Source organism: Pseudomonas sp. B21-023 (assembly GCF_024749165.1).
Taxonomy (GTDB): Bacteria; Pseudomonadota; Gammaproteobacteria; order Pseudomonadales; family Pseudomonadaceae; genus Aquipseudomonas.
In genome coordinates this window covers 4,570,109-4,594,058 of record NZ_CP087190.1, presented here as the reverse complement: position 1 = coordinate 4,594,058, position 23,950 = coordinate 4,570,109, and the positions used below count along the sequence as shown (strand labels likewise).

The 23,950-nt window shown below is 65.7% G+C and carries 19 protein-coding genes; 15 read left to right on the top strand and 4 right to left on the bottom strand.

The window, feature by feature from the left end; genetic code table 11:
• Positions 1–5: 5 nt before the first annotated feature.
• Entirely contained in the window at positions 6–3,983 is a 3,978-nt protein-coding gene (locus LOY42_RS20710; RefSeq protein WP_258599096.1) for a bifunctional nitrate reductase/sulfite reductase flavoprotein subunit alpha, read from the bottom strand.
• 291 nt (positions 3,984–4,274) lie between these two features.
• On the opposite strand from LOY42_RS20710, the gene LOY42_RS20705 reads away from it, so the two are divergent.
• From LOY42_RS20705 to LOY42_RS20695, 3 genes are all read left to right on the top strand, one after another.
• A complete protein-coding gene (locus tag LOY42_RS20705; protein ID WP_046856862.1) occupies positions 4,275–4,478 on the top strand; it encodes a ParD-like family protein in 204 nt (67 codons plus the stop codon).
• Positions 4,475–5,287: a type I methionyl aminopeptidase gene (map, locus tag LOY42_RS20700; RefSeq protein WP_258599094.1), complete on the top strand. Its 813-nt coding sequence runs from the start codon at positions 4,475–4,477 to the stop codon at positions 5,285–5,287. The genes LOY42_RS20705 and map overlap by 4 nt, the downstream gene beginning before the upstream one ends.
• A 79-nt stretch (positions 5,288–5,366) precedes the next feature.
• Positions 5,367–6,473, top strand: coding sequence for an NADH:flavin oxidoreductase/NADH oxidase (locus LOY42_RS20695; RefSeq protein ID WP_139669510.1), 1,107 nt, complete (start codon positions 5,367–5,369; stop codon positions 6,471–6,473).
• Positions 6,474–6,557: 84 nt separating this feature from the next.
• Here LOY42_RS20695 and LOY42_RS20690 read toward each other — a convergent pair whose 3' ends face one another.
• Positions 6,558–7,982 (bottom strand): gamma-aminobutyraldehyde dehydrogenase, encoded by a 1,425-nt coding sequence (locus LOY42_RS20690; protein ID WP_258599091.1) that lies wholly within the window; start codon positions 7,980–7,982, stop codon positions 6,558–6,560.
• A gap of 183 nt (positions 7,983–8,165) precedes the next feature.
• Between LOY42_RS20690 and LOY42_RS20685 the strand changes: the two genes are divergently transcribed.
• From LOY42_RS20685 to LOY42_RS20630, 12 genes are all read left to right on the top strand, one after another.
• A complete protein-coding gene (locus LOY42_RS20685) occupies positions 8,166–8,849 on the top strand; it encodes a tellurite resistance TerB family protein (RefSeq protein ID WP_110697738.1) in 684 nt (227 codons plus the stop codon).
• 128 nt (positions 8,850–8,977) lie between these two features.
• Positions 8,978–10,600 carry a methyl-accepting chemotaxis protein gene (locus LOY42_RS20680; protein ID WP_139669513.1) on the top strand — a complete coding sequence of 541 codons (1,623 nt, stop codon included), beginning with the start codon at positions 8,978–8,980 and terminating at the stop codon, positions 10,598–10,600.
• A 5-nt stretch (positions 10,601–10,605) separates the two neighbouring features.
• The gene (locus tag LOY42_RS20675; protein ID WP_102681601.1) at positions 10,606–11,127 is read left to right on the top strand and encodes a chemotaxis protein CheW; all 522 of its coding nucleotides are present in this window, start codon (positions 10,606–10,608) and stop codon (positions 11,125–11,127) included.
• Complete coding sequence (locus tag LOY42_RS20670; protein ID WP_139669515.1) at positions 11,124–12,368, top strand: protein-glutamate O-methyltransferase CheR; 1,245 nt, start codon at positions 11,124–11,126, stop codon at positions 12,366–12,368. The genes LOY42_RS20675 and LOY42_RS20670 overlap by 4 nt, the downstream gene beginning before the upstream one ends.
• The gene (locus LOY42_RS20665; protein ID WP_232968014.1) at positions 12,365–13,030 is read left to right on the top strand and encodes a chemotaxis protein CheW; all 666 of its coding nucleotides are present in this window, start codon (positions 12,365–12,367) and stop codon (positions 13,028–13,030) included. The genes LOY42_RS20670 and LOY42_RS20665 overlap by 4 nt, the downstream gene beginning before the upstream one ends.
• Positions 13,027–15,315 carry a hybrid sensor histidine kinase/response regulator gene (locus tag LOY42_RS20660; protein WP_198754681.1) on the top strand — a complete coding sequence of 763 codons (2,289 nt, stop codon included), beginning with the start codon at positions 13,027–13,029 and terminating at the stop codon, positions 15,313–15,315. The genes LOY42_RS20665 and LOY42_RS20660 overlap by 4 nt, the downstream gene beginning before the upstream one ends.
• A complete protein-coding gene (locus LOY42_RS20655; protein ID WP_038705558.1) occupies positions 15,312–16,325 on the top strand; it encodes a chemotaxis response regulator protein-glutamate methylesterase in 1,014 nt (337 codons plus the stop codon). The genes LOY42_RS20660 and LOY42_RS20655 overlap by 4 nt, the downstream gene beginning before the upstream one ends.
• Before the next feature lie 51 nt (positions 16,326–16,376).
• A complete protein-coding gene (locus tag LOY42_RS20650) occupies positions 16,377–17,381 on the top strand; it encodes a PleD family two-component system response regulator (RefSeq protein ID WP_102681604.1) in 1,005 nt (334 codons plus the stop codon).
• Positions 17,382–17,665: 284 nt separating this feature from the next.
• Positions 17,666–18,388: an FKBP-type peptidyl-prolyl cis-trans isomerase gene (locus LOY42_RS20645; RefSeq protein WP_038705560.1), complete on the top strand. Its 723-nt coding sequence runs from the start codon at positions 17,666–17,668 to the stop codon at positions 18,386–18,388.
• 281 nt (positions 18,389–18,669) lie between these two features.
• Positions 18,670–19,110 carry a YkvA family protein gene (locus LOY42_RS20640; protein WP_102681605.1) on the top strand — a complete coding sequence of 147 codons (441 nt, stop codon included), beginning with the start codon at positions 18,670–18,672 and terminating at the stop codon, positions 19,108–19,110.
• Positions 19,111–19,200: 90 nt separating this feature from the next.
• Positions 19,201–19,545, top strand: coding sequence for a helix-turn-helix transcriptional regulator (locus LOY42_RS20635; RefSeq protein WP_110697750.1), 345 nt, complete (start codon positions 19,201–19,203; stop codon positions 19,543–19,545).
• A complete protein-coding gene (locus LOY42_RS20630) occupies positions 19,542–19,910 on the top strand; it encodes a hypothetical protein (RefSeq protein WP_023629774.1) in 369 nt (122 codons plus the stop codon). The genes LOY42_RS20635 and LOY42_RS20630 overlap by 4 nt, the downstream gene beginning before the upstream one ends.
• A gap of 54 nt (positions 19,911–19,964) precedes the next feature.
• On the opposite strand, the gene LOY42_RS20625 is transcribed toward LOY42_RS20630, so the two are convergent.
• Together LOY42_RS20625 and LOY42_RS20620 are read right to left on the bottom strand one after the other, a co-directional pair.
• Positions 19,965–21,722, bottom strand: a complete 1,758-nt coding sequence (locus tag LOY42_RS20625) for a bifunctional diguanylate cyclase/phosphodiesterase (RefSeq protein ID WP_198754680.1) — start codon at positions 21,720–21,722, stop codon at positions 19,965–19,967.
• A 108-nt stretch (positions 21,723–21,830) separates the two neighbouring features.
• Positions 21,831–23,912 carry a carboxy terminal-processing peptidase gene (locus LOY42_RS20620; RefSeq protein ID WP_172670906.1) on the bottom strand — a complete coding sequence of 694 codons (2,082 nt, stop codon included), beginning with the start codon at positions 23,910–23,912 and terminating at the stop codon, positions 21,831–21,833.
• Positions 23,913–23,950 lie beyond the last annotated feature (38 nt).

Here is a 23,950-nt window from a genome sequence, read left to right as displayed (position 1 = left end):
GTGCATCAATACACATCTCGCAGGTAGCGCTTGTCCCGCCCCAACCCCTCGACATACGCCGCAGCTGTGGTCTCGTCCAGGCCGCCGTGCTCCGCCACGAGCTGGCGCAAGGCCGTGTCCACATCCCGGGCCATATGCCGGGCATCGCCACACACATACACATGGGCACCCGCTTGCAGCCATTGCCACAGCTCGGCGCCGTGTTCCAGCAGGCGATGCTGCACATAGACTTTTTCCACCTGGTCACGGGAGAACGCCGTGCTCAGGCGCACATGTCCGCAAGCCTCCCAGGCCTGCAATTGTTCGCGGTAGTAGAAATCGCAGGCGGCATGCTGTTCGCCGAAGAACAGCCAGTTGCGCCCTGGGGCCCCACGTAGTTCGCGCTCTTCGAGGAAGGCGCGGAAGGGGGCGATACCGGTACCGGGGCCGATCATGACGATAGGCACCCCGTCGTCCTCGGGCAGGTGGAAATGTTTCGATGGCTGCGCAAATACCCCCACCTCCAGCGCCGCTGCCCGGTCCGCGAGGAAGCTCGAACAGACGCCCTTGCGCTGGCCATGGCGCACGATGGAGACGGTCAGGTGTACCTGGTCGGGATGAGCCCGGGGGCTGGAGCTGATCGAGTACAGGCGCGGCTGCAAGGGTTTCAGCAGCGACAACCAGTTGCCCAGCGGCATGGCCTGGGGGTACTCGCGCAGCACGTCGGCCAACTGGCGGCCCCACAGCCATTCCTTGAGTTCGTCCTTGCATGCTGGCAGCAGCAGGCGTTGCAGGCCGCTGGCGTGCTGGCTGAAGACTTCGAGTTGCTGGCGGCTGACCTGGGTGATGTCCAGGTGCCGCTCAAGCGCGGTTCGCAGGGGCATTGGGGCATGGCCCTCGAGTTCGATCTCGGCCTGGCCGTCCAGCTGCATCAGCATCAGCAGCTCGTCGACCAGGCCCGGGCAATTGCGCGGCCATACGCCCAGGGCATCGCCGGGTTGATAGCGCAGGTCGCTGCCGGACAGGTCGAAGACCAGTTGGCGAGTCTCCTTGGTTGAATCCGGGCCGCTGAGGAGGCGGTTCTCCCGTAAGGTGGCAGGCCAGGGCTGGTGTTTGCCGCGGGCGGTGGCCGATGCGGTGGTGGTAGCCGTCGGGATACTGCCAAGCTTGGGCAGCAGGGCATCGAGCCAGGCGCCGAAGGCCGCTTCGCAATCCGGCTCGCAGTCGACCCTGGCCAGCAGACGCCGGGCCCCCAGCTCGGCCAGGCGTTGGTCGAGCTTGCGACCGAAGCCGCAGAACTGGTCGTAGCTCGAATCCCCCAGGGCCAGCACGGCGTAGGGCAGCGTGGCACAGTTGGCGCCTTCTTCGTCCTGCAGGGCTCGCCAGAACGTGGCGCCGCTGTCCGGCGCATCGCCGTCGCCGAAGGTGCTGGCGATCAGCAGCAGGCTGGCGGCGTCTCGCAGTTGGGATGGGCGCACCACCTCCATGCAACTGAGTGCGACCACCAGCCCCGCGTCGCGCAGGTGCTGGGCGCAGCGTTCGGCGAGGTGCTCGCCATTGCCGGTCTGCGAGGCCCACAGCACGTGGTGACGAGGGCTTTCGAGCGCTGCTTGCGGCGCCGGCGCGGGCCGGGCGAACAGGCCGCCCAGCAGGCCGTTGACGAACAGGCGTCGCTCCGGCGCCAGGGGCGCATCGGGCGGCAGGCAAGGCACGTTTTCGGTGCGGGCCTGGCTCAGGCCGAGCAGGAAACCTTGCAGGTAATGGCGTTCTTGCTCGGCCAGGACCGGAGCCGGCAACGTCTCTAGGCCGAGCAGGCGGGACAGGGTGGCGGTGGGCATGGCGATGGGTTCCGGGGGAAGCGTCAGTTCAAGGGTGGCGATGCGCTCGCCGGCAACCCGTTCCAGGGCCACGGCACAGTGCTTGAGGGCCGGCTGCAGCGAAGTCGGGTCCACCGCGTCGCAGGTCACCGCGTTGATTGCCAGTTGCTCGCCGTACAGATCGTTCCAGTGAAACGGGGCGAAACAGTTGCCCGGCAGCACCCGCTCGCTGAGTCGCGCCGGCAGCACGGCCTGGCCGCGGCGCGAACGGATCGCCACCTGGTCCTTGTCCGCGATACCCAGGCGCCGGGCGTCGTCGGGGTGGATCTCGACAAAGGGACCGGGCTCCAGCTTGTTGAGGCTGGGTACCTGGCCGGTCTTGGTCAGCGTGTGCCACTGGTGCTGCAAGCGGCCGGTGTTGAGCACGAAGGGGAAGGCAGCGTCGGGCAGCTCCGCCGGCGGCAGCCAGGGGCGGGCGAAGAACCGGGCCTTGCCGGTGGGCGTCGGAAACACCGGCGTCTGTGGGGCGTCTGGCGCGACATAGCGCTGGGGGCTGCGAGCGTCCTTGCGCCCCGGCGCGCTTGGCCACTGCCGCGGGCCCTGGCGCAGGTCGGCATAGTCGATGCCGCGCAGGTCGTAGCCGGTGTCCGGGTTGTGGAAGCGGCGGATCTCATCGAACACCGCTTCGGCGTCGGGGTAGTCGAAGGCGTGCGCATAACCCAGGGCACAGGCGATGCGCGCGATCAGGCGCCAGTCCTCGAGGCTTTCGCCGGGCGCCTCGACGGCGCGGGGCATCAAGGTCAGGTTGCGCTCGCTGTTGATCATCACCCCTTCGCCCTCGGCCCACAATGACGCCGGCAGCAGGATGTCGGCGTAGCGGTTGGTCTCGGTGTCGAGGAAGGCGTCCTGGCTGATCACCAGCTGTGCCTGGCGCAGGCCGTCGATCACCTGCTGGCGGTTGGCGACGCTGGCCACCGGGTTGCTGCAGATGATCCAGCAGGCTTTCACCTCGCCATGCTTGAGCTGCTCGAACAGTGCCACGGTGCCTTCGCCCCCTTCACTGCGCAGGGTGCCGGGGAGCAGTTGCCATTGCGCTTCGACGAAGGCGCGGTCGGCTGCCACCTGCGCCGAACGCTGGCCCGGCAGGCCCGGCCCCATGTAACCCATCTCGCGGCCGCCCATGGCATTGGGTTGGCCGGTCAGCGAGAACGGCCCGCTGCCGGGGCGGCAGATGGCGCCGGTGGCCAGGTGCAGGTTGCACAGGGCGTTGCTGTGCCAGGTGCCGTGGATGCTCTGGTTCAGGCCCATGGTCCAGCAGCTCATCCATTCGCCCGCCTCGCCGATCAGGCGGGCGGCTTCGCGGATGTCGGCCTCGGCCAGTCCGGTGATGGCCGCGACGCGTTCGGGGGGGTAGTCCGCGAGAAACGCCGGCAGTGCCTCCCAGCCTTCGGTGTGACGGGCGATGAAATCCGCGTCGGTATGGCCATTGGCGTGCAGCAGGTGCAGCAGGCCATTGAGCAGGGCCAGGTCGGTACCCGGGCGCAGTTGCAGGAACAGGTCGGCCTTGTCGGCGGTGGCACTGCGCCGGGGGTCGACGACGATCAGCCTGGCACCGGCCTTGAGGCGGTCGAGCAGGCGCAGGAACAGGATCGGGTGGCAGTCGGCCATGTTCGCGCCGATCACCAGGAACACCTCGGCGCGCTCGAAATCCTGATAGCTGCCGGGTGGGCCGTCGGCGCCCAGCGATTGCTTGTAGCCGCTGCCGGCACTGGCCATGCACAGGCGTGAGTTGGACTCGATATGGCGGGTGCGGATGAAGCCCTTGGCCAGTTTGTTGGCCAGGTACTGGGCCTCCAGCGACATTTGCCCGGAGACATAGAAAGCCACGGCATCGGCGCCGTGGGTATCGATGATCGTGCGCAGGCGCCCGGCCGTCTCGGCGATGGCGGTCTGCAGCGGGCGACGGGCTGGCTGCTGGCTGCGCTGGTCACGGACGAACGCGTGAGCCATGCGCCCGGCCTCCAGCGGCACATGGGCGGTCAGCCCCTTGGTGCACAGGCGCCCGAAGTTGCTGGGGTGCTGCTTGTCGCCGCTGACTTTGACGATCTTGCCTTCACTCACGTGCATGACGATGCCGCACCCGACTCCGCAATACGGGCAAACACTGCGCACTTCACTGCCGCTCATCACGATCTCCTGCTGACGAAACGACAAAGGCGCCGGCTGCCCGGCCTGCAACTGGCAAGCGGGGCAACACGGCGCCTTCGTCGTGGAGGGAGGACCATCGGCGTTGATGGCCTCGATGCCTTGCCGGCAGCAAATCCCGGGCCATATCACGGCGGGGCGCGTCTCTGCGGTGTGAGTGGGCTCGCCCGGGAGGGGCGCGCGCACCGATATGGGGAACGGTGCACCAGCGAATGGCGCCAGCTGGCTTATGGATATATGATTCGCATACGTTTCATATATAGGTAATCGCACATGGGCATCGTCAAGATCGCCGACGACCTCCACGAAGACCTGCGCGTGGCCAGCGCCGCGCTGTCGCGCTCGATCAACGCCCAGGCCGAGCACTGGATCCGCATCGGCATGCTGGCCGAGTTGCACCCGCAGGCCACCTACCAGGAACTGCTGCGCCAGTTGCTGCGCCAGGAGCAGGCCAATCTCAAGGAGCTGCTGCAATGAGCAAGGTCATCCTCAAGGACGCCGCCCAGCTCGAATTGATGCGCCGTGCCGGCCAGTTGCTGGCCCGGGTGTTCGCCGACCTCGACGGTTTCATCCGCCCCGGCGTGACTACCTTGCAGATCAACGACCGCGCCGAGGCCTTCATCGTCCAGACCCTCAAGGCGCGGCCGGCGAGCAAGGGCCAGTATGGTTTTCCCTTTGCCCTGAACACCTCGGTGGACCATGTGGTCTGCCATGGCATGCCCAAGGCCGACGAGGTGCTGAAGGAGGGTTCGATCGTCAACGTCGACATCACCCTGGAGCAGGGCGGCTATATCGCCGATTCGTCGAAGATGTACAGCATCGGCCAGATCGGCGAAGAGGCCCGGCGGCTGGTGGACACCACCTATGCCGCGCTGTGGAAGGGCATCGAGCAGGTGCGCCCCGGCGCGACCCTCGGTGATATCGGCCACGCCATCCAGGCCCACGCCGAGGCCGCCGGCTACAGCGTGGTGCGCGAGTATTGCGGGCACGGCATCGGCACGCAGATGCACGAGGCGCCGGAGGTGCTGCACTACGGCCAGCGTGGCACGGGCATGAAGCTGCAACCAGGGATGGTGTTCACCATCGAGCCGATGATCAACCAGGGTGGGCGCGGGACCCGCGGTTTGCGCGATGGCTGGACGGTAATTACCCGTGACCGGAGCCTGTCGGCGCAATGGGAGCACACCGTGGCGGTGACGCAGAGTGGCGTCGAGGTGCTGACCTTGCGCGAGGAGGAACGAGCGGCGCAGGGCGATGGGCGAACGCCCCTCGGAGCCATGGTCTAGGCTGAAACCTACCGGTACCGGCCCACGCCCCACTACAAATGCCGGCCCGGCAACCATTGGAGTCCCTGGGAGGTGCGCCATGAGCCTGCTGCTCGAACCCTACACCCTGCGTCAGCTGACCCTGCCCAACCGTATCGCCGTTTCCCCCATGTGTCAGTACTCCGCCGTCGACGGCCTGGCCAATGACTGGCACCTGGTGCACCTGGGCAGTCGCGCTGTCGGTGGCGCCGGCCTGGTGATCAGTGAAGCGGTCGCGGTCACCGCCGATGGGCGCATCACTGCAGAAGACCTCGGCCTGTGGAACGACGCGCAGATCCCCGCGCTGCAGCGCATCACCCGCTTCATCACCGCCCAGGGCGCCGTCCCCGGCATCCAGCTGGCCCATGCCGGGCGCAAGGCCAGCACCCACAGGCCGTGGCTGGGCAAGCACGGCAGCGTCAAGCTTGAAGACGGCGGCTGGCAGCCGGTAGGACCCTCCAGGATTGCCTTCGACCCCGAGCACACCGTCCCCCATGAACTGAGCAAGGACGAGATCCAGCAGGTCGTCAGCGCGTTCGTCGCCGCCACCGAGCGGGCCTTGAAGGCCGGCTTCAAGGTCGTCGAGATCCACGCTGCCCACGGCTACCTGCTGCACCAGTTCCTCTCGCCGCTGAGCAACCAGCGCCGCGACGAGTACGGCAGCTGCTTTGAAAACCGTATCCGCCTGACCCTGCAAGTCGCCGAGGCGGTGCGCCAGGCCTGGCCACAGGAGCTGCCGCTGTTGGTGCGGGTGTCGGCCACCGACTGGGTCGAGGATGGCTGGAACCCGGACGAGACCGTGGAGCTGGCCCGCCGGCTACGCGCCCTGGGCGTCGACTTGATCGACGTGTCGTCGGGAGGGACCTCGGTCAATGCAGAAATCCCCACTGGCCCCGGCTACCAGACCCGTTTCGCCGAGCGGGTGCGCAAGGAGTCGGAGATCGCCACCGGCACCGTCGGCATGATCACCGAGCCGGCCCAGGCCGAGCATATCCTGCGTACCGGCCAGGCCGATATGATCTTCCTGGCCCGCGAACTGTTGCGCGACCCTTACTGGCCATTGCACGCCGACGACGACCTGGGCGGCAACAAGGCGACCTGGCCGGCGCAATACCAACGCGCGACAAGCCGGGCCAACCCGATCCACGAATCGGACCTGCGCGACTGACTCAGCCGCAGGCGGTTTGGCGGATATCGCGGTGCGTTGCAACAACAGCCGGTGGGTGTTTTGCCCCCACCGGCTATTGGTGCATCAGTGCTTGAACATCACATGGCGCACACAGGTGTAGTCCTCCAGCCCGTACATCGACATGTCCTTACCATAGCCGGAATGCTTCTGCCCGCCGTGCGGCATCTCGCTGACCAGCATGAAATGCGTGTTGACCCAAGTGCAGCCATATTGCAGCCGTGCGGCGAGGCGGTGGGCGCGTCCGCTGTCACGGGTCCACACCGACGAGGCCAGGCCATACTCCGAGTCGTTGGCCCACTCCAGCGCCTGGGCTTCGTCGCTGAAGCGGGTGACCGACACCACCGGGCCGAACACCTCGTGGCGGACGATTTCATCGTCCTGCAGCGCATCGGCCAGCACGGTCGGGGCGAAGAAGAAGCCATCACCGGGCAGTGCCTTGCCACCGGTGACCAGGCGGATGTGCGGCTGGGCGATGGCACGGTTCACCAGGCCGGCGACCTTGTCGCGATGCTGGGCGCTGATCAACGGGCCGAGTTCGGTGTCGGCCGCCCGCTGCGGGCCTGGCTTGATGCTCGCCACCGCCGCGCCCAGGCGTTCGACGAAGCGTTCGTAGATGCCGTCCTGCACGTACAGCCGGCAGGCGGCGGTGCAGTCCTGCCCGGCGTTGTAGAAGCCGAAGGTGCGGATGCCATCGATGGCAGCGTCGAGGTCAGCGTCGTCGAACACCAGCACCGGTGCCTTGCCGCCCAATTCCATGTGCATGCGCTTCACGCTGTCGGCGGTGGCGCCAATGATGTGCGCGCCGGTGGGGATGGAGCCGGTCAGCGACACCATGCGCACCTTGGCATGGGTGACCAATGGGTTGCCGACGGTCTGGCCACGGCCGAAAAGGATATTGAGCACGCCGGCCGGTAGCAGCTCACCGACCAGCTCACCAAGACGCAGGGCGGTCAGCGGGGTGAGCTCCGATGGCTTGATGACCACGGTGTTGCCGGCGGCCAACGCGGGGGCAATCTTCCAGGCCAGCATCATCAGCGGGTAGTTCCAAGGCGCGATGGAGGCGACCACGCCCAGCGGGTCGCGGCGGATCATCGACGTGTGCCCGGGCAGGTACTCGCCCGCCGCCAGGCCACCCAGGCAGCGTGCGGCACCGGCGAAGTAGCGGAACACATCGGCGATGGCCGGGATCTCGTCGCCGAGCGCCGCGGCATAGGGCTTGCCGCAGTTGTCCGATTCCAGCCGGGCCAGTTCCTCGCCGTGTCGTTCGATGACCTCGGCAATGGCCAGCAATGCGCTGGCGCGCTCCTTCGGCGTGCTCTGCGACCAGTGCTCGAAGGCTTGGTCGGCGGCGCGCACGGCGATGTCGACCTGGGCCTCGGTGGCTTCGTTGATCTGTGCCAGGGCACTGCCCTTGGCCGGGTCGAGCACGGTCCAGGCCGGGCCTTCGCCGTTCACCAGGTGACCGTTGATCAGCATTCGGGTTTGCATGGAGCGGTTCTCCTTGTGGTACTCGAGCGCACTGTGCCGCAGTGACGCTACAGATTAGAAGCGACTGGCCGTGGCAACAAACCGAGGAGGGCAACATTCGGATGCAAATGCGTTAAGCGAGGCTTCAGCTTGTCGGCCTACTCTGGGGCCTTCTCAACCGTGAATGTTTGCGAGGCCTGTCAGATGAACACGCGTGGTCTGCTCGATCAGCTTTTGAAAACCGGTCAATCCCTGCTGCAGAACCAGCAGGGCAAGGGCGTCAGCGACAAAGGTTCGGGGAACCTTGGCAGCCTGTTGTCCGGTGCGGGCGGTGGCGCGTTGGCAGCGGGGGCCATGGGCTTGCTGCTGGGCAACAAGAAGGCCCGCAAGTACGGCGGCAAGGCCCTGACCTACGGCGGCCTGGCCGCGCTCGGGGTGCTGGCCTACAAGGCCTATGGCAACTGGCAGGCACGCCAGGGCGCCGGCGATCAGCAGCCGCAGACGCTGGATCGCCTGCCGCCGGCCCAGGTCGAGCAACACAGCCAGGCAGTGCTGCGGGCGCTGGTGGCGGCAGCCAAGTCCGACGGCCATATCGATGACCGTGAGCGGGCCCTGATCGAAGGCGAGTTCACTCGCCTGGACAGCGACCGCGAGTTGCAGCACTGGCTGCACGCCGAACTGAACAAGCCGCTGGATCCGGCCGAAGTGGCCCGCGCCGCGCAGACGCCGGAAATGGCCGCCGAGATGTACCTGGCCAGCGTGATGATGGTCGACCAGGAGAATTTCATGGAGCGCGCCTACCTCGACGAACTGGCGCGCCAGCTGCGTCTGGACCCTGCCTTGCGCCTGGAGCTGGAGAACCAGGTCAGGCTTGCCGCGGATCAATGAGCCTGCAATTGGCCATATCAATGGGCACGGAGGCCTGAATACAGCAGCATTCAGCCGCAAATACGTAGGAAGCCTGGGCTATACTTCGGCGATTTTTCCCGCTCGTATCGAATTCCTGAGGGCTGAATGTGAAGAACTGGACCTTGCGCCAACGGATCCTGGCAAGTTTCGCCGTGATTATCGCCATCATGCTGCTGATGATCGTGGCCGCCTACTCGCGGCTGGTGGCGATCGAGTCCAGCGAGGAGGCGGTAGGGTCCGACAGCATTCCCGGGCTCTACTACAGCTCGATGATCCGCAGCGCCTGGGTCGACAGCTACGTGACCAGCCAGCAACTGGTCGGCCTGTCGAACCACCGCGAGTTCACCACGACCGATGCCGAGTTGTTCAAGAGTTTCGACGACCGTCTGAAGCAGCATATGGCCAGCTACCAGGGCACTATCCGCGACCCGGCCGACCAGGCCGCGTTCGACGATTTCACGCGCCAGGAAGAGGCTTACGTCAAGATCGTCGATCAGGTCCTGGAAACCTATCGCCAGAAGAACTACGCCGAAGCCCAGCGCTTGATCGCCGAGGTGCTGACGCCAGCCTGGAGAGAAGGGCGCCTGCATCTGAACGAAGTGATCGAGCGCAACCGGGAGTCGGCCGACAACGCCACCAATGAAATCGTCAGCGCCGTGGCCACCGCCAAAGGCAGCATGATCGTCTCGCTGCTGCTGGCAATCGTCGCCGCCGGCATTTGCGGCCTGCTGCTGATGCGCGCGATCACCGCCCCCATGCAACGCATCGTGCACGCCCTCGACGGCCTGCGTTCGGGCGACCTGAGCATGCGCCTGAGCCTGGACCGCAAGGATGAGTTCGGCGCGATCGAGGGTGGCTTCAACGAAATGGCCGAATCCCTGGCCAACCTGGTGTCGCAAGCCCAGCGCTCGTCGGTGCAGGTGACCACCTCGGTCACCGAGATCGCCGCCACCTCCAAGCAGCAGCAGGCCACCGCCACCGAGACAGCCGCCACCACCACCGAGATCGGCGCCACCTCGCGGGAAATCGCCGCGACCTCGCGGGACCTGGTGCGCACCATGACCGAAGTCACTTCGTCGGCCGACCAGGCCTCGAGCCTTGCCGGTGCCGGCCAGCAGGGCCTGGCGCGCATGGAGGAGACCATGCACCAGGTGATGGGCGCCGCCGACCTGGTCAACGCCAAGCTGGCGATCCTCAACGAGAAGGCCAGCAATATCACGCAGATGGTGGTGACCATCGTCAAGGTCGCCGACCAGACCAACCTGCTGTCGCTCAACGCGGCCATCGAGGCAGAGAAGGCCGGTGAGTACGGTCGCGGTTTCGCCGTGGTCGCCACCGAAGTACGCCGGCTGGCCGACCAGACCGCCGTGGCCACCTATGACATTGAGCAGATGGTGCGCGAGATCCAGTCGGCGGTGTCGGCCGGGGTGATGGGCATGGACAAGTTCTCCGAGGAAGTGCGCCGCGGCATGTTCGAGGTGCAGCAAGTGGGCGAGCAGCTCAGCCAGATCATCCATCAGGTACAGGCGCTGGCGCCGCGGGTGCTGATGGTCAACGAGGGCATGCAGGCCCAGGCCACCGGCGCCGAGCAGATCAACCAGGCACTGGCCCAGCTCAGCGATGCCAGTACCCAGACCGTGGAATCGCTGCGCCAGGCCAGCTTCGCCATCGACGAACTGAGCCAGGTAGCCGCCGGGCTGCGTGGCGGTGTTTCGCGGTTCAAAGTCTGACGACGATGAACGAACCGTCCCCTCGCGAGGATCGCGAATCAGCCGGCAAGGGCGTGCTGTACCTGCAATTTCGTATCGCCGACCAGCGCTTCGCCCTGGACGTGCGTGAGGTGATCGAAGTGCTGCCGTGTCGTACCCTCAAACCCATCGCCCAGGCGCCGGGCTGGGTGGCCGGCGTGCTCGCCCACCGTGGTGCGTTGGTACCGGTGATCGACCTGTCGGCGCTGAGCTTCGGCATGCCGGCACAGTCGCGCAGCAGTACGCGGATGGTCCTGGTGCACTATCGCGCTGACCCGCGCCGTCCTGACCTGCAACTGGGGCTTGTCCTGGAGCAGGCCACCGATACGCTGCGCTGTGCCCCCGAGGAATTCCAGCCATACGGCCTGGACAATGCCGACGCGCGCTATCTCGGGCCGGTGCGCCAGGACGCCCGCGGTTTGTTGCAGCGCATCCAGGTGAACGACCTGTTGTCGGACGCGGTGCGTGAGCTGCTGTACCCCGTCGAGCCCGGGCAGGAGCCAGCATGAGCGAGCAACGTTTCTTCCGTTTCCTGCAGGAACGTATCGGGCTGGACGTGGAGTCGGTCGGCACAGCGATGGTCGAGCGCGCACTGCGCCAGCGCTGCACGCTCGTGCAGGCTGCGGATCTCGACGACTATTGGCTGCGTTTGCAGCAGTCCAGCGATGAGCAGCAGGCCTTGATCGAGGCGGTCATCGTTCCGGAGACCTGGTTCTTCCGTTACCCCGAATCCTTCACCGCGCTGGCGGGGTTGGCGCACAAGCGTGCGGCAGAACTTGCCGGCGCACGGCCCTTGCGCATCCTCAGCCTGCCGTGCTCGACGGGCGAGGAGCCCTACTCGATCGCCATGGCCTTGCTCGACGGTGGCCTGAGCCCGGGCGCTTTCCGCGTCGATGGCATTGATATCAGCCCCAGTTCGGTGGCCAAGGGCGAGCAGGCGCTATACGGGCGCAACTCCTTCCGCGGCAGTGAGCTTGCCTTTCGCGAGCGGCACTTCAGCCCAAGCGGCGATACCCATCGCCTGGATGAGCGGGTGCGCCAGCAAGTCAGCCTGCAGGCGGGCAACGTGCTCGACCCGGCGCTCAAGGCGCGTGAAGGGTTGTACGATTTTGTGTTCTGCCGCAACTTGCTGATCTACTTCGATGTTCCGACCCAGCAGCGAGTGTTCGAGGTACTCAAGCGCCTGATCCACGCTCAGGGCGTGCTGTTCATAGGCCCCGCCGAGGGCAGCCTGCTGGCGCGCCTGGGCATGCGCCCGCTGGGGATTGCCCAGTCATTCGCCTATGTGCGCCAGGATGATGCCCCACCGCCTGTTGCCAAGCCGTTGCCGGTTGCGCGCCAGCCGGTCGCGCCGCCGCCGCCGCGTCTCGTGGCACTGCCGCCCCGAGCCGCCAGGTCGAGCGCCGTGCCAGCGGCGCCGGTCCCGGCGCAGGGCGAAGCGCAGTTGCTGGCCCTCATTGCCCGGCAGGCCAATGCCGGTGAAAACCAGCAGGCAAGGGCGGACTGCGAACGCTATCTGCGCCAGTTCGCCCCCAAGGCGCAGGTCTATTACTGGCTGGGGTTGCTCAGTGACACCGAAGGCGATGCCGCGCAGGCCATCACCCATTATCGCAAGGCGCTCTACCTCGAGCCGCAGCACCCTGAGGCACTGATGCACCTGGCCATGCTGCTGGCCGCGCAGGGGGACGATGCCGGTGCCCGGCGCCTGCAGGAGCGTGCCGCCCGAGCTGGCAGGGAGTCTGAACGATGAGCGGCGGATACCATATGCAACTGATCGCCAATGACGACCAGCCCATCGATGATTGCTGGAACCGCATCGGCGTGCATGGCGACAAGCAGTGCCCGTTGCTGGAGCAGCATGTGCACTGCCGCAATTGCGAGGTGTATGCCGACGCGGCCACGCGCCTGCTGGACCGCTATGCGCTGGTCCAGGACGAGCAGGTCGAAACGGCCATCGTGGAGGAATGCGCGGTCGGCCGCTCGATGCTGCTGTTCCGCCTGGGCGAGGAGTGGCTGGCCCTGGCCACCGCCTGCCTGGCCGAGATCGCCCCGGCGCAGCCGGTGCACTCGTTGCCGCACCAGCGCTCGCGTGTGCTGCAGGGCGTCGCCAATGTGCGCGGTGCGCTGGTGCCTTGCCTGTCGCTCGCCGACCTGCTGGGCGTGCCGACGCAAGCGGGCGCGGAGCGCACCGGGCGGAGCATGCCGCGCATGCTGATCCTGGCGGCCGAGGGCGGGCCGGTGGTGGTGCCGGTGGACGAGATCGACGGCATCCATCGTCTTGACCTTGCGGGCCAGGACAACGGCCGCGATGCGGCGCATTTCACCGCTGCCGTGTTGCAGTGGCGAGGGCGCAGCGTGCGAGTGCTGGATGAACAACACCTGATGTCAGCCGTGAAGCGGAGCCTGTCATGACCCCGGAGCAAATGCGCGATGCGTCGCTGCTCGAGCTGTTCAGCCTGGAGGCCGAGGCCCAGACCCAGGTGCTCAGCGCCGGCTTGATGGCGCTGGAGCGCAACCCTGCGCAACCCGATCAACTCGAGGCCTGCATGCGTGCGGCGCACTCGCTCAAGGGGGCGGCGCGCATTGTCGGCATCGATGCCGGGGTCAGCGTCGCCCACGTCATGGAAGACTGTCTGGTGGCCGCTCAGGAGGGCCGCCTGCTGCTGCGCCCGGAGCATATCGACGCCTTGTTGCAAGGTACCGACCTGTTGATGCGTATCGCGACCCCTGGAGATCAGGGCGGCGAAGCCGCCGTGGCGGTGTTCCTGGCACAGATGACCGCGTTGCTCGACCCTTCTGCGCCCGCGCAGGCTGGCGTTCCAAGCGTGCCGCCCGCTGCCATGCCAGCGCGGCCGGAACCCGAGCCAACGCTCCAGGCCCCCACGGAGCCTGAACCGGAAGCTGAGCCCGTGCCTGCCCGCAAGGCCGGCAAGCGTGGTGGCGAGGGGGGAGAGCGGGTATTGCGGGTGACTGCCGACCGTCTGAACAGCCTGCTGGACCTGTCGAGCAAGTCGCTGGTCGAGACCCAGCGGCTGAAACCCTACCTGGCCACCTTGCAGCGCCTGAAGCGCATGCATGGCCAGGGCATGCGCGGCCTCGATGGCCTGAAGGTCCAGCTGGAAGAGAGCGGGCAGGGGCCGGAGGTGCTGGAAGCGCTGGCCCAGACCCAGCAGTTGCTGGCTGAAACCCAGCAGATCCTCTTGCAGCAGGCGGCCGATCTCGACGAATTCGGTTGGCAGGCCAGCCAGCGCGCGCAACTGCTGTACGACACGGCGCTGGCCTGTCGCATGCGTCCGTTCGCCGATGTGCTCACCGGCCAGAGCCGGATGGTCCGCGACCTCGGGCGCTCGCTGGACAAGCCGGTGCGCCTGTTGATCGAGGGCGAGAAGACCCAGGTCGACCGTGACGTGCTGGAAAAGCTCGAGGCACCGCTGACGCACCTGCTGCGCAACGCGGTCGATCATGGCATCGAACTGCCCGAGCAGCGCTTGCTGGCCGGCAAACCGAGCGAGGGCACCGTGCGCCTGCGCGCCTCGCACCAGGCCGGGCTGCTGATCCTCGAACTGTCTGACGACGGTGCCGGCATCGATCTGCAGCGCTTGCGCGAGAGTATCGTCGAGCGCGCATTGTCACCGGCCGAGACGGTGGCGCAGATGAGCGAGGCCGAGCTGCTGACATTCCTGTTCCTGCCGGGTTTCAGCCTGCGCGACACGGTCACCGAAGTGTCCGGGCGCGGTGTCGGCCTGGATGCGGTGCAGCACATGGTCCGTGAGCTGCGCGGCTCCATCGAGTTGACTCAGGTGGCCGGCCAGGGATGTTGCTTCCATGTGGAAGTGCCGTTGACCTTGTCGGTGGTTCGCAGCCTGGTCGTCGAGGTGGGCGGCGAGGCCTACGCCTTCCCGCTGGCGCATATCGAGCGCACCGTCGACGTGGCGGCCGAGGCCATCGTGCAGATCGAAGGGCGGCAGCACTTCTGGCACGAAGGGCGACACATCGGCCTGGTGGCCGCCAGCCAGCTTCTCAACCGGCCGGCGGCACAGGGCGACGAACAGAGCCTGCGGGTGGTGGTGATCCGCGAGCGCGAGCAGCTCTATGGGGTGGCCGTCGAGCGGCTGATCGGCGAGCGGGTACTGGTGGTGATGCCGTTGGATCCCCGCCTGGGCAAAGTCCAGGATATCTCCGCCGGGGCCTTGCTCGACGACGGTTCGGTGGTGCTCATCGTCGATGTCGAGGACTTGCTGCGCTCGGTGGACAAGCTGCTCAGCACCGGCCGCCTGGAGCGTATCGAGCGCGGTGGGCGGGGCGCCAAGGGTGCGGTGCGCAAGCGCATCCTGGTGGTCGACGACTCGCTCACCGTGCGCGAGCTGCAACGTAAGCTGCTGGGCCACCGCGGCTACGAAGTGGCGGTGGCCGTGGATGGCATGGACGGCTGGAACGCGCTGCGCAGCGATGATTTCGACCTGTTGATCACCGACATCGACATGCCGCGCATGGACGGGATCGAGCTGGTCACCCTGGTGCGGCGCGACAACCGCCTGCAATCGCTGCCGGTGATGGTGGTGTCCTACAAGGATCGCGAAGAAGACCGGCGTCGTGGACTGGATGCCGGTGCCGACTATTATTTGGCCAAGGCCAGCTTCCATGACGATGCGTTGCTGGATGCGGTCGTGGAGCTGATCGGAGGTGCCCAGGGATGAGAATCGCCATTGTCAACGACATGCCCATGGCCGTCGAGGCCCTGCGCCGGGCGTTGGCATTCGAGCCCGCGCACCAGGTGATCTGGGTCGCCGGCAACGGCGCCGAGGCGGTGCGCCTGTGCGCCGAGCAGACGCCGGACCTGATCCTCATGGACCTGATCATGCCGGTCATGGACGGCGTGGAAGCGACCCGGCGCATCATGGCCGAAACCCCCTGCGCCATCGTCATCGTCACCGTGGATCGCAAACAGAATGTGCACCGGGTGTTCGAGGCCATGGGCCATGGCGCCCTGGATGTGGTCGACACCCCGGCATTGGGCGCTGGCGATGCACGCGAGGCAGCCGCGCCACTGCTGCGCAAGATCCTCAATATCGGCTGGCTGATCGGCCAGCAGCGGCCCAGCGCGCCTCGGGCGGTTAGCGTGCCGCTGCGCGAGGCCTCGCAGCGCCGCGCACTGGTGGCCATCGGCTCGTCCGCGGGTGGGCCGGCCGCCCTGGAAGTACTGCTCAAGGGGCTGCCGCGCAGTTTTCCGGCGGCCATCGTGCTGGTCCAGCATGTTGACCAGGTATTCGCCGCGGGCATGGCCGAGTGGCTCAGCAGCGCCTCCGGCCTGCCGGTGCGCCTGGCCCGCGAGGGTGAGCCGCCGCAGCCGGGGCAGGTGCTGCTGGCCGGCACCAACCACCATATCCGCCTCCTTAAGAATGGCGAGCTGGCCTACACTGCCGAGCCCGTCAACGAAATCTACCGGCCCTCGATCGATGTGTTCTTCGAGAGCGTGGCGCGTTGCTGGTCCGGCGATGCGGTGGGCGTGCTGCTCACCGGCATGGGGCGCGACGGCGCCCAAGGCCTGAAACTGATGCGCCAGCAGGGTTTCCTGACCATCGCCCAGGACCAGCAGAGCAGCGCGGTGTACGGCATGCCCAAGGCCGCCGCGGCGATCGACGCGGCGGTGGAAATACGTCCGCTGGAGCGAATCGCCGGACGACTGATGGAAATCTTTCCGAAATGACGATATGTATTGAGTCGCGCCGCGTGGCCGGCAGTGGACGGGTGATTACGCATGAATGATCTACCGATCGAAGGTTTCACGACCATCAACGAAAGTGCGGCGATGGTCCTGCTGGTCGACGATCAGGCCATGATCGGCGAAGCGGTGCGCCGTGGCCTCGCCCACGAAGAGAACATCGACTTCCACTTCTGCGCCGACCCGCACCAGGCGGTGGCCCAGGCCATGCGCATCAAGCCCACGGTGATCCTCCAGGACCTGATCATGCCGGGCCTTGATGGCCTGACCCTGGTGCGCGAGTACCGCAACAATCCGACCACCCAGGACATTCCGATCATCGTCCTGTCGACCAAGGAGGACCCGCTGGTCAAAAGCGCGGCCTTCGCCGCCGGGGCCAACGACTACCTGGTCAAGTTGCCGGACACCATCGAGCTGGTGGCGCGTATCCGCTACCACTCGCGCTCCTACCTCACCCTGTTGCAGCGCGACGAGGCCTACCGTGCGCTGCGCGTGAGCCAGCAGCAGTTGCTCGACACCAACCTGATGCTGCAGCGGCTGATGAACTCGGACGGCCTGACCGGGTTGTCCAACCGCCGTCACTTCGACGAGTACCTGGAGCTGGAATGGCGCCGGGCGATTCGCGAGCAGCAGCAGTTGTCGCTGCTGATGATCGACGTCGACTATTTCAAGGCGTTCAACGACAGTTTCGGCCACCTGGCCGGCGACGAGGCCTTGCGCAAGGTGGCCGAGGCCATTCGTGGCTGCTGCTCGCGTCCTACCGACCTGCCGGCGCGTTATGGCGGCGAGGAATTCGCCCTGGTGCTGCCCAACACCTCGCCCGGTGGCGCGCGCCTGGTGGCCGAAAAACTGCGCCAGACCATCATGGGCCTGAAGATCGCCCATACCGTGCCCGAGGCGGCGTCGCACCTGACCGTGAGCATCGGCCTGGCGACCCTGACCCCGAGTGTCGGCAGCCATTGCCGGCAGCTGATCTCGGCGGCGGACAAGGGGCTGTACCTGGCCAAGAACAGTGGGCGCAACCAGGTCGGGATCGCCTGAGTCAGTTCCTGAAAGGGCAACGGTGTTTTCTGTGGGAGCCGGCTTGCCGGCGAGAGGCCGCGACAGCAATCGCAAGACTGGAGCCTCACCTGCAAAAGCGTGCTACGACTCGTGAAACAGCGTGAATACTGGCCAAAGGCTGCCTGTGCGACCATGAACAAGCTTTCACCCAGGAACTTCCTGCCCCCAACCCGCTCTTATGCCGGTAGCCATTGGTCGCGGCCGCCTGCTAAGCTCGCGGCTTTACCCTGATTGCCCTCATGGCGCATGAACAAGGAAATTACATGAAACAGCATCGTTTGGCGGCCGCGGTTGCCCTGGTAGGCCTGGTCCTCGCCGGTTGCGACGCCCAGACCAGCAGCGTCGAGCTGAAGACCCCAGCACAGAAGGCCTCCTACGGTATCGGCCTGAACATGGGCAAGAGCCTGGCCCAGGAAGGCATGGACGACCTCGACTCGAAAGCCGTCGCCCAAGGCATCGAGGACGCTGTTGGCAAGAAGGAACAGCGCATCAAGGACGAAGAACTGGTCGAAGCCTTCACTGCCTTGCAGAAGCGCGCCGAAGAGCGCCTGACCAAGGCCAGCGAGGAAGCAGCCGCCGCCGGCAAGAAGTTCCTCGAGGAAAACGGCAAGAAACCTGGCGTGATCACCACCGCCTCGGGCCTGCAGTATGAAGTGGTGAAGAAGGCCGATGGCCCGCAACCCAAGCCGACCGACGTCGTCACCGTCCACTACGAGGGCAAGCTGACCGACGGCAAGGTATTCGACAGCTCCGTCGAGCGCGGCAGCCCGATTGACCTGCCGGTCAGCGGCGTGATCCCGGGTTGGGTCGAAGGCCTGCAACTGATGCATGTCGGCGAGAAGTACAAGCTGTACATCCCGGCTGAATTGGCCTACGGCGCCCAGAGCCCGAGCCCGCTGATTCCGGCCAACTCGGTCCTGGTGTTCGACCTGGAACTGCTGGCCATCAAAGACCCGGCCAAGGCTGGCGAAGCACCGGCCAAGTAACAGCCGTCGTGTTGCATGAAGACGCCCCGTTTCGACGGGGCGTCGTCGTTTTCAGCAGTGCTTGACGCGAACCGTTGGCGTCATTCACTGTCGCAAGCAGTGCCCGGCCTGAATACAGGTGCCTTTGTCGCAAAACGTTTGCGCGCTTGAAACGGTTGTGTAAAAAACGCCCGATTCGTACCCGGCCCTTGCCCGGTGGGCACCACGCGGCATCAATGCCGCCCTGTTCACAAGGTTATCCACAATAAATGTGGATAACCTCCGGCTCCCCTGGAGGCCCCATGAGCGCACCTTGGAATTTCACCCGCTTCCTGCCCCTTGCCGAACGCTTGCTCAGCCGCGGCCGGCTGCCGGCATTGCTGTTCGCAGTGGCCCGCAAAGGGCCGAGGCTGGGCCAGCTGCGCGAGGACCTGCGCCTGATGCAGGCGCTTTGCCTGGCCTGGTGGCGTGGCGAGTACCGCGCTGTCAGCCCCAAGGCACTGGTGACCATCGTCGCCGGGCTGCTCTACTTCGTCAGCCCACTGGATGCCATCCCCGACTGGCTGCTGGGTGTCGGCCTGCTCGATGACATCGCCGTGCTGGGCTGGGTGCTCAAGACCGTGGCTGATGAGCTGGGCCGCTTCAAGGCCTGGCGCGACAGCCAGGCGCCGGAGCGGCTGCGCGTGGTCGAACGGTTGCCGGAAACCCCCGAAGCGCTGCGCCTGGAACGGCCCGGTAGCTGATTCCGCACAGACCCCCGAGGTTGGTAATATAATTGGCATAAGGGTTATGCCTACGGATTACATGCCGTAATCCAACGTCAAGGGGGTTGTATGGGTATTCAGGTCATCAGCCGGGACGGTCAGCCCGAGTACGCAGTGGTTCCCTGGGAGCAGTATCAGGCGTTGCTCGCGGCCGCAGGCCAGGCACCGGCTAGCGCACCCGTCACCGAAAGCAATGTTGCCAGCACTCAACCAAGCGCCAGCCTGTCCTCACTGGCTGAGCTGGCGTCCTTGCGTCAGGCCAAGGGGCTGGCGCCGGAGCAGCTGGCACGCAGTGTCGGCATCAGCCCGGCATACCTGGCCATGATCGAGTCCGGGGAGCGCCGCCCCGACGCGGCCATTCTACGCAGCCTGGCGTGGCACTTGGGCGTGGCCGGCTGGAGCGAGCCGTCATGAGCCAGGTCAGGATCAGCCGTCAGCAATGGCAGGGCCTGCTGAGCGAGCTTGACCTGGCCCGCCGGCAACGCCATCTGCTGACCTACCGGGCACTGCTTGAGCGTTTGCAATTGCCCAGCCCGGCCATGCAGACCTTGACCGCGGCCCTTGAGTACCTGGCGGTGCTCGACGCCCGCGCCGAGCAGCCGCTGCGCAGTTCGCTGGTGATCAGCCAAGGCGCCAGCCGCCTGCCACGCACCGGGTTTTTCGAGTGTGTCGAGCGCCTGGGACGGTTTTCCGGGCCGGTGGACGGCATGGAGGCGGCGTCCTGGCATGCCTCGGAAGTGGTGCGGGTGTTCGAGTATCGCTACCCGGAAGAGGCCTGAAACCGGGGGAGAGGGCTACCTGGCGCGGTAGCGGTTGCCGGAGCCTGCCAGGGTTTACTCCAGTACCGTTGTGTCGATCAGGCTCAGGCTCGCCCCGCCGGTTTCCTTGGCCTTTCTTTTCGCCTGTGAGGCGAGCTCGGCCAACTGGCCGGCATCCAGCCCTGCGCAGCTTCCCGGCGCGAGCCAGACTACCCCGATCGACAGCGACAGCAATTCGAAGGTTTCCCGTTGACCCTGACGGTTATGGGCAATAAAACAGCCGGCCTCCAGGTGTTCACCGCGATAGAAGCGTCGACATTGCCGGACGAAGGCCTCCAGCAGCAGTTCAAGCCGCGCTCGCCAGTCTGCCGATCCCAATACCAGCATGAAATCATCCCCACCGATATGGCCGACGAAATCCCTGCTGGGGTCGACGCAGTCGCTCAGGCACTGCGCCAGGCACAGCAGCACTTCGTCGCCACGGGCATAGCCATAGATATCGTTGAAGGGTTTGAAGTTGTCGATGTCCACGTAGCATACGGCGGCCTCGCGCCGTTGTAGCAGCAGGCGCGCCAGGCATTGTTGGATCGGCACGTTGCCGGGCAGCAGGGTGAGTGGGTTGGCGTGCCTGGCCTGCTGGATCTTCTGTTCGGTGATCAGCTTGAGTACGTCGATCACCCGCCCCAACCCCAGATAACGCCCACTCTGGGTGATGATGAAGTCTTCCTCGATACGCTGGCGGGCTCGGCTGGTAAGCAGCCGGCTGACCTGCTGCAGCGACTGGCTGCGCTCAACGGCGAGAAAGTCCTGGCTCATCAACCGGCTGATCGGTTTGCGGGCGTACAGGTCGGTGCCAAAGGGCTTCAGCAGGGCATCGGCAAGTGAATGGCGGTGGACGATACCGCATGGTTTGCCACGTTCGTCCAGTACCGCGAGCGAATTGAGGTTGGCCTGGCGGTGGAACGCCTCGAGCACTTGCTGAATGGGTGTCTCGCGCGTGACCGAGGGTTGCAGGATGAGCAGGGCGCTGAGATCGCTGCTGTCCTCATCCAGCGCCACAGCGGTATCCGGCGCCGGGGGCAGCAGGCCGAGGCTGTCACCTGGGGGAAACTCCTGGGGGCGCCCCAGCAGGTAGCCCTGGACCAGGTCCACGCCCATGTCGCCCAGTATGGCCAGTTCCTCGGCCAGTTCGATGCCTTCGGCGATCACCTGGGCGCGGGAAGCGCGTGCGATCTGCAGGATCGAGCCGACGAACTCACGCTTGAGCGGGTCCTGGTGGATGCCATCGATGAAATGGCGGTCGATTTTCACGTAGTCCGGGCGCAACTCCGACCACAGTCGCAGGCTGGAGTAACCAGCACCCAGGTCATCCAGGGCGATGGAAAAACCCATGTCGCGGTAATGGTGCAGGGCGTTGTACAGCAGCTGGAAGTCTTCGGTGGGCGTCTGCTCGGTCAGTTCGATGACCACCCGGCTGGGGGCCAGGCCGACCTGTTCGAGCATTTGCAGGGTGCGCCCGGAAGGGTAGTTGGGTTCTACCAGGGACTCGGGCGAGACGTTGAGAAACAGCTGGCCCGCCAGGTTCAGCTCGCTGAAGCGTCGGCAGGCGGTTTCCCTGCACAGCACTTCCAGTTCACCCAGGCGACCGGCCTGGCGGGCGATGGCGAACAGGTTCAGGGGGGAGTGCAAAGGGCTGTTGGAGGGGCCGCGGCTCAGGGCCTCATAGCCGAGGATGCGCCGTTCGGAGAGGCAGACGATGGGTTGGAACAGACAGTGGATGCTGCGTTGAGCCAGGATGGCACTCAATGCGCTGAGCTGTTCGGTGACGGTCATGGACTGCTTCCTGAATTGAAAAGGGCCAAACGCTTGCACGTTCGGCCCTTCCATTTCACGACAGTCCGATGACTGTTTGATGACAGGTCACATTATTTTGCCATCACTTCAGTGCTTGGCCACCGAGGTGCTGAGGCTCAGGTAGTCGAGCAGGATGCGACCGGTCTCGGACAGGTAGGCATCGTCCTCGGGCTTGGTGTCGTCCGGCTCGGCGGGCAGGGCGTCCTCGTCCTCTTTCTTCAGTTCCTTGAGCGGCTCTTCGCCCTTGGCCTTGCGCCGGATGTTCTCCAGCGCCAGCTGCTTGGCTTCGATCTCGTCGTGGCGGGCGCGACGCTGCTGCTCGTTGAGGCTGACGGTCTTCTCGTTCATCAGCTTCTGGGTCAGTGCCAGGCGGTCGCGGATGTAAACGAACTCGGCATCCTTGTCACTGCGCGCCTCATGCTGCGCTTTGAGCTGGGCGAGGAACGGCTTGAACGGATCGGAGGCAGGCTTGACCACTGGACGGATGGTGTCCCACGGCATGGCTTCAGGCAGCGCGCTTTCACCGATTTCCTTGGTGTCGATGATCGACGGGTAGGCGATGTCCGGCAGCACGCCCTGGTGCTGGGTGCTCTGCCCGGAGACACGGTAGAACTTGGCCAGCGTCAGCTTGAGTTCGCCATGGTTGAGCGGCTGGATGGTCTGCACGGTGCCTTTGCCGAAGGTCTGGCCACCGATGATCAGCGCACGGTGGTAGTCCTGCATGGCGCCGGCGAAAATTTCCGAGGCGGACGCCGACAGGCGGTTGACCAGCAGTGCCAGCGGGCCTTTGTAGAAGGCGCCGGGGTTCTCGTCCTCGAGCACGTCGACGCGCCCGTCGCTGTTGCGCACCAGCACGGTCGGGCCCTTCTCGATGAACAGGCTGGTCAGCTCGGTGGCTTCCTGCAGCGAGCCGCCACCGTTGTTGCGCAGGTCGATGACCACGCCGTCGACTTTCTCTTTCTGCAGCTCGGTGAGCAGCTTCTTCACGTCGCGGGTGGTGCTCTTGTAATCCGGATCGCCAGCGCGGTATGCCTTGAAGTCCAGGTAGAAAGCCGGGATCTCGATGATGCCGAGCTTGTAGTCACGGCCATCCTGCTTGAGCTTGAGCACCGACTTCTTCGCCGCCTGCTCCTCGAGCTTGACCGCTTCGCGGGTGATCGAGACGATCTTGCTGGTCTGGTCGTTCGGCGCGTTGCTGGCCGGGATGACCTCCAGGCGCACCACCGAGCCTTTCGGGCCGCGGATCAGCTTGACCACTTCGTCAAGGCGCCAGCCGACCACGTCGACCATTTCCTTGTTGCCCTGGGCGACGCCGATGATCTTGTCGGCCGGCGCCACCTGTTTGGTCTTGGCGGCCGGGCCGGCCGGTACCAGGCGTACGATCTTGACCTGGTCGTTGTCGCTCTGCAGCACCGCGCCGATGCCTTCGAGCGACAGGCTCATGTTGATGTCGAAGTTCTCGGCGTTGTCCGGCGACAAGTAATTGGTATGCGGGTCGTAGGACTGGGCGAAGGTGTTGATGTAGGCCTGGAAGATGTCTTCCGCGCGGGTCTGGTCCAGGCGCGCCAGCTGGTTCTTGTAGCGCTTGGTCAGGGTTTCCTGGATCTGCTTGGGATCCTTGCCGGCAATCTTCTGGCGCAGCACTTCGTCCTTGACGCGCTTGCGCCACAGGTCGTCGAGCTCGGCCTGGTTCTTCATCCACGGGGCGTCCTTGCGGTCGACCAGCAGGTCTTCCTTCACCGTGAAGTCGATCTTGTCGGCACCCTTGGCCAGCTCCGCCAGGGCGAAGTCCAGGCGCGACTTCACGCGGTCCAGGTAGCGCTTGTAGATGGTGAAGCCCGGCTCGAGGTTGCCACTTTTCAGGAAGTCGTCGAACTGGGTCTTCCATTTGTCGAATTCGGCGATGTCGGCTGCGGTGAAGTAGCTGCGCGAAGGGTCGAGCAGCTTGATGTAGCTGTCATAGATGATGACCGAACGGGCGTCGTCCAGCGGCGGCTTGCTGTAGTGGTGGCGCTTGAGCAGCTCGACGATGTTGAGGCTGGCGACCACTTCGTCGCGGTCCGGCTGCAGGCTGTCCCACTTGTTGGCGGCGGCCGCATTGCCACCGAGCGTGAGGCTGCCCAGGCCGATCATGAGGGCGAGGGCGGTGCTGGGGAGGAAATGCTTCATGCTGATTCGACGTGGAGGCAATTGATCACGCATAGTAG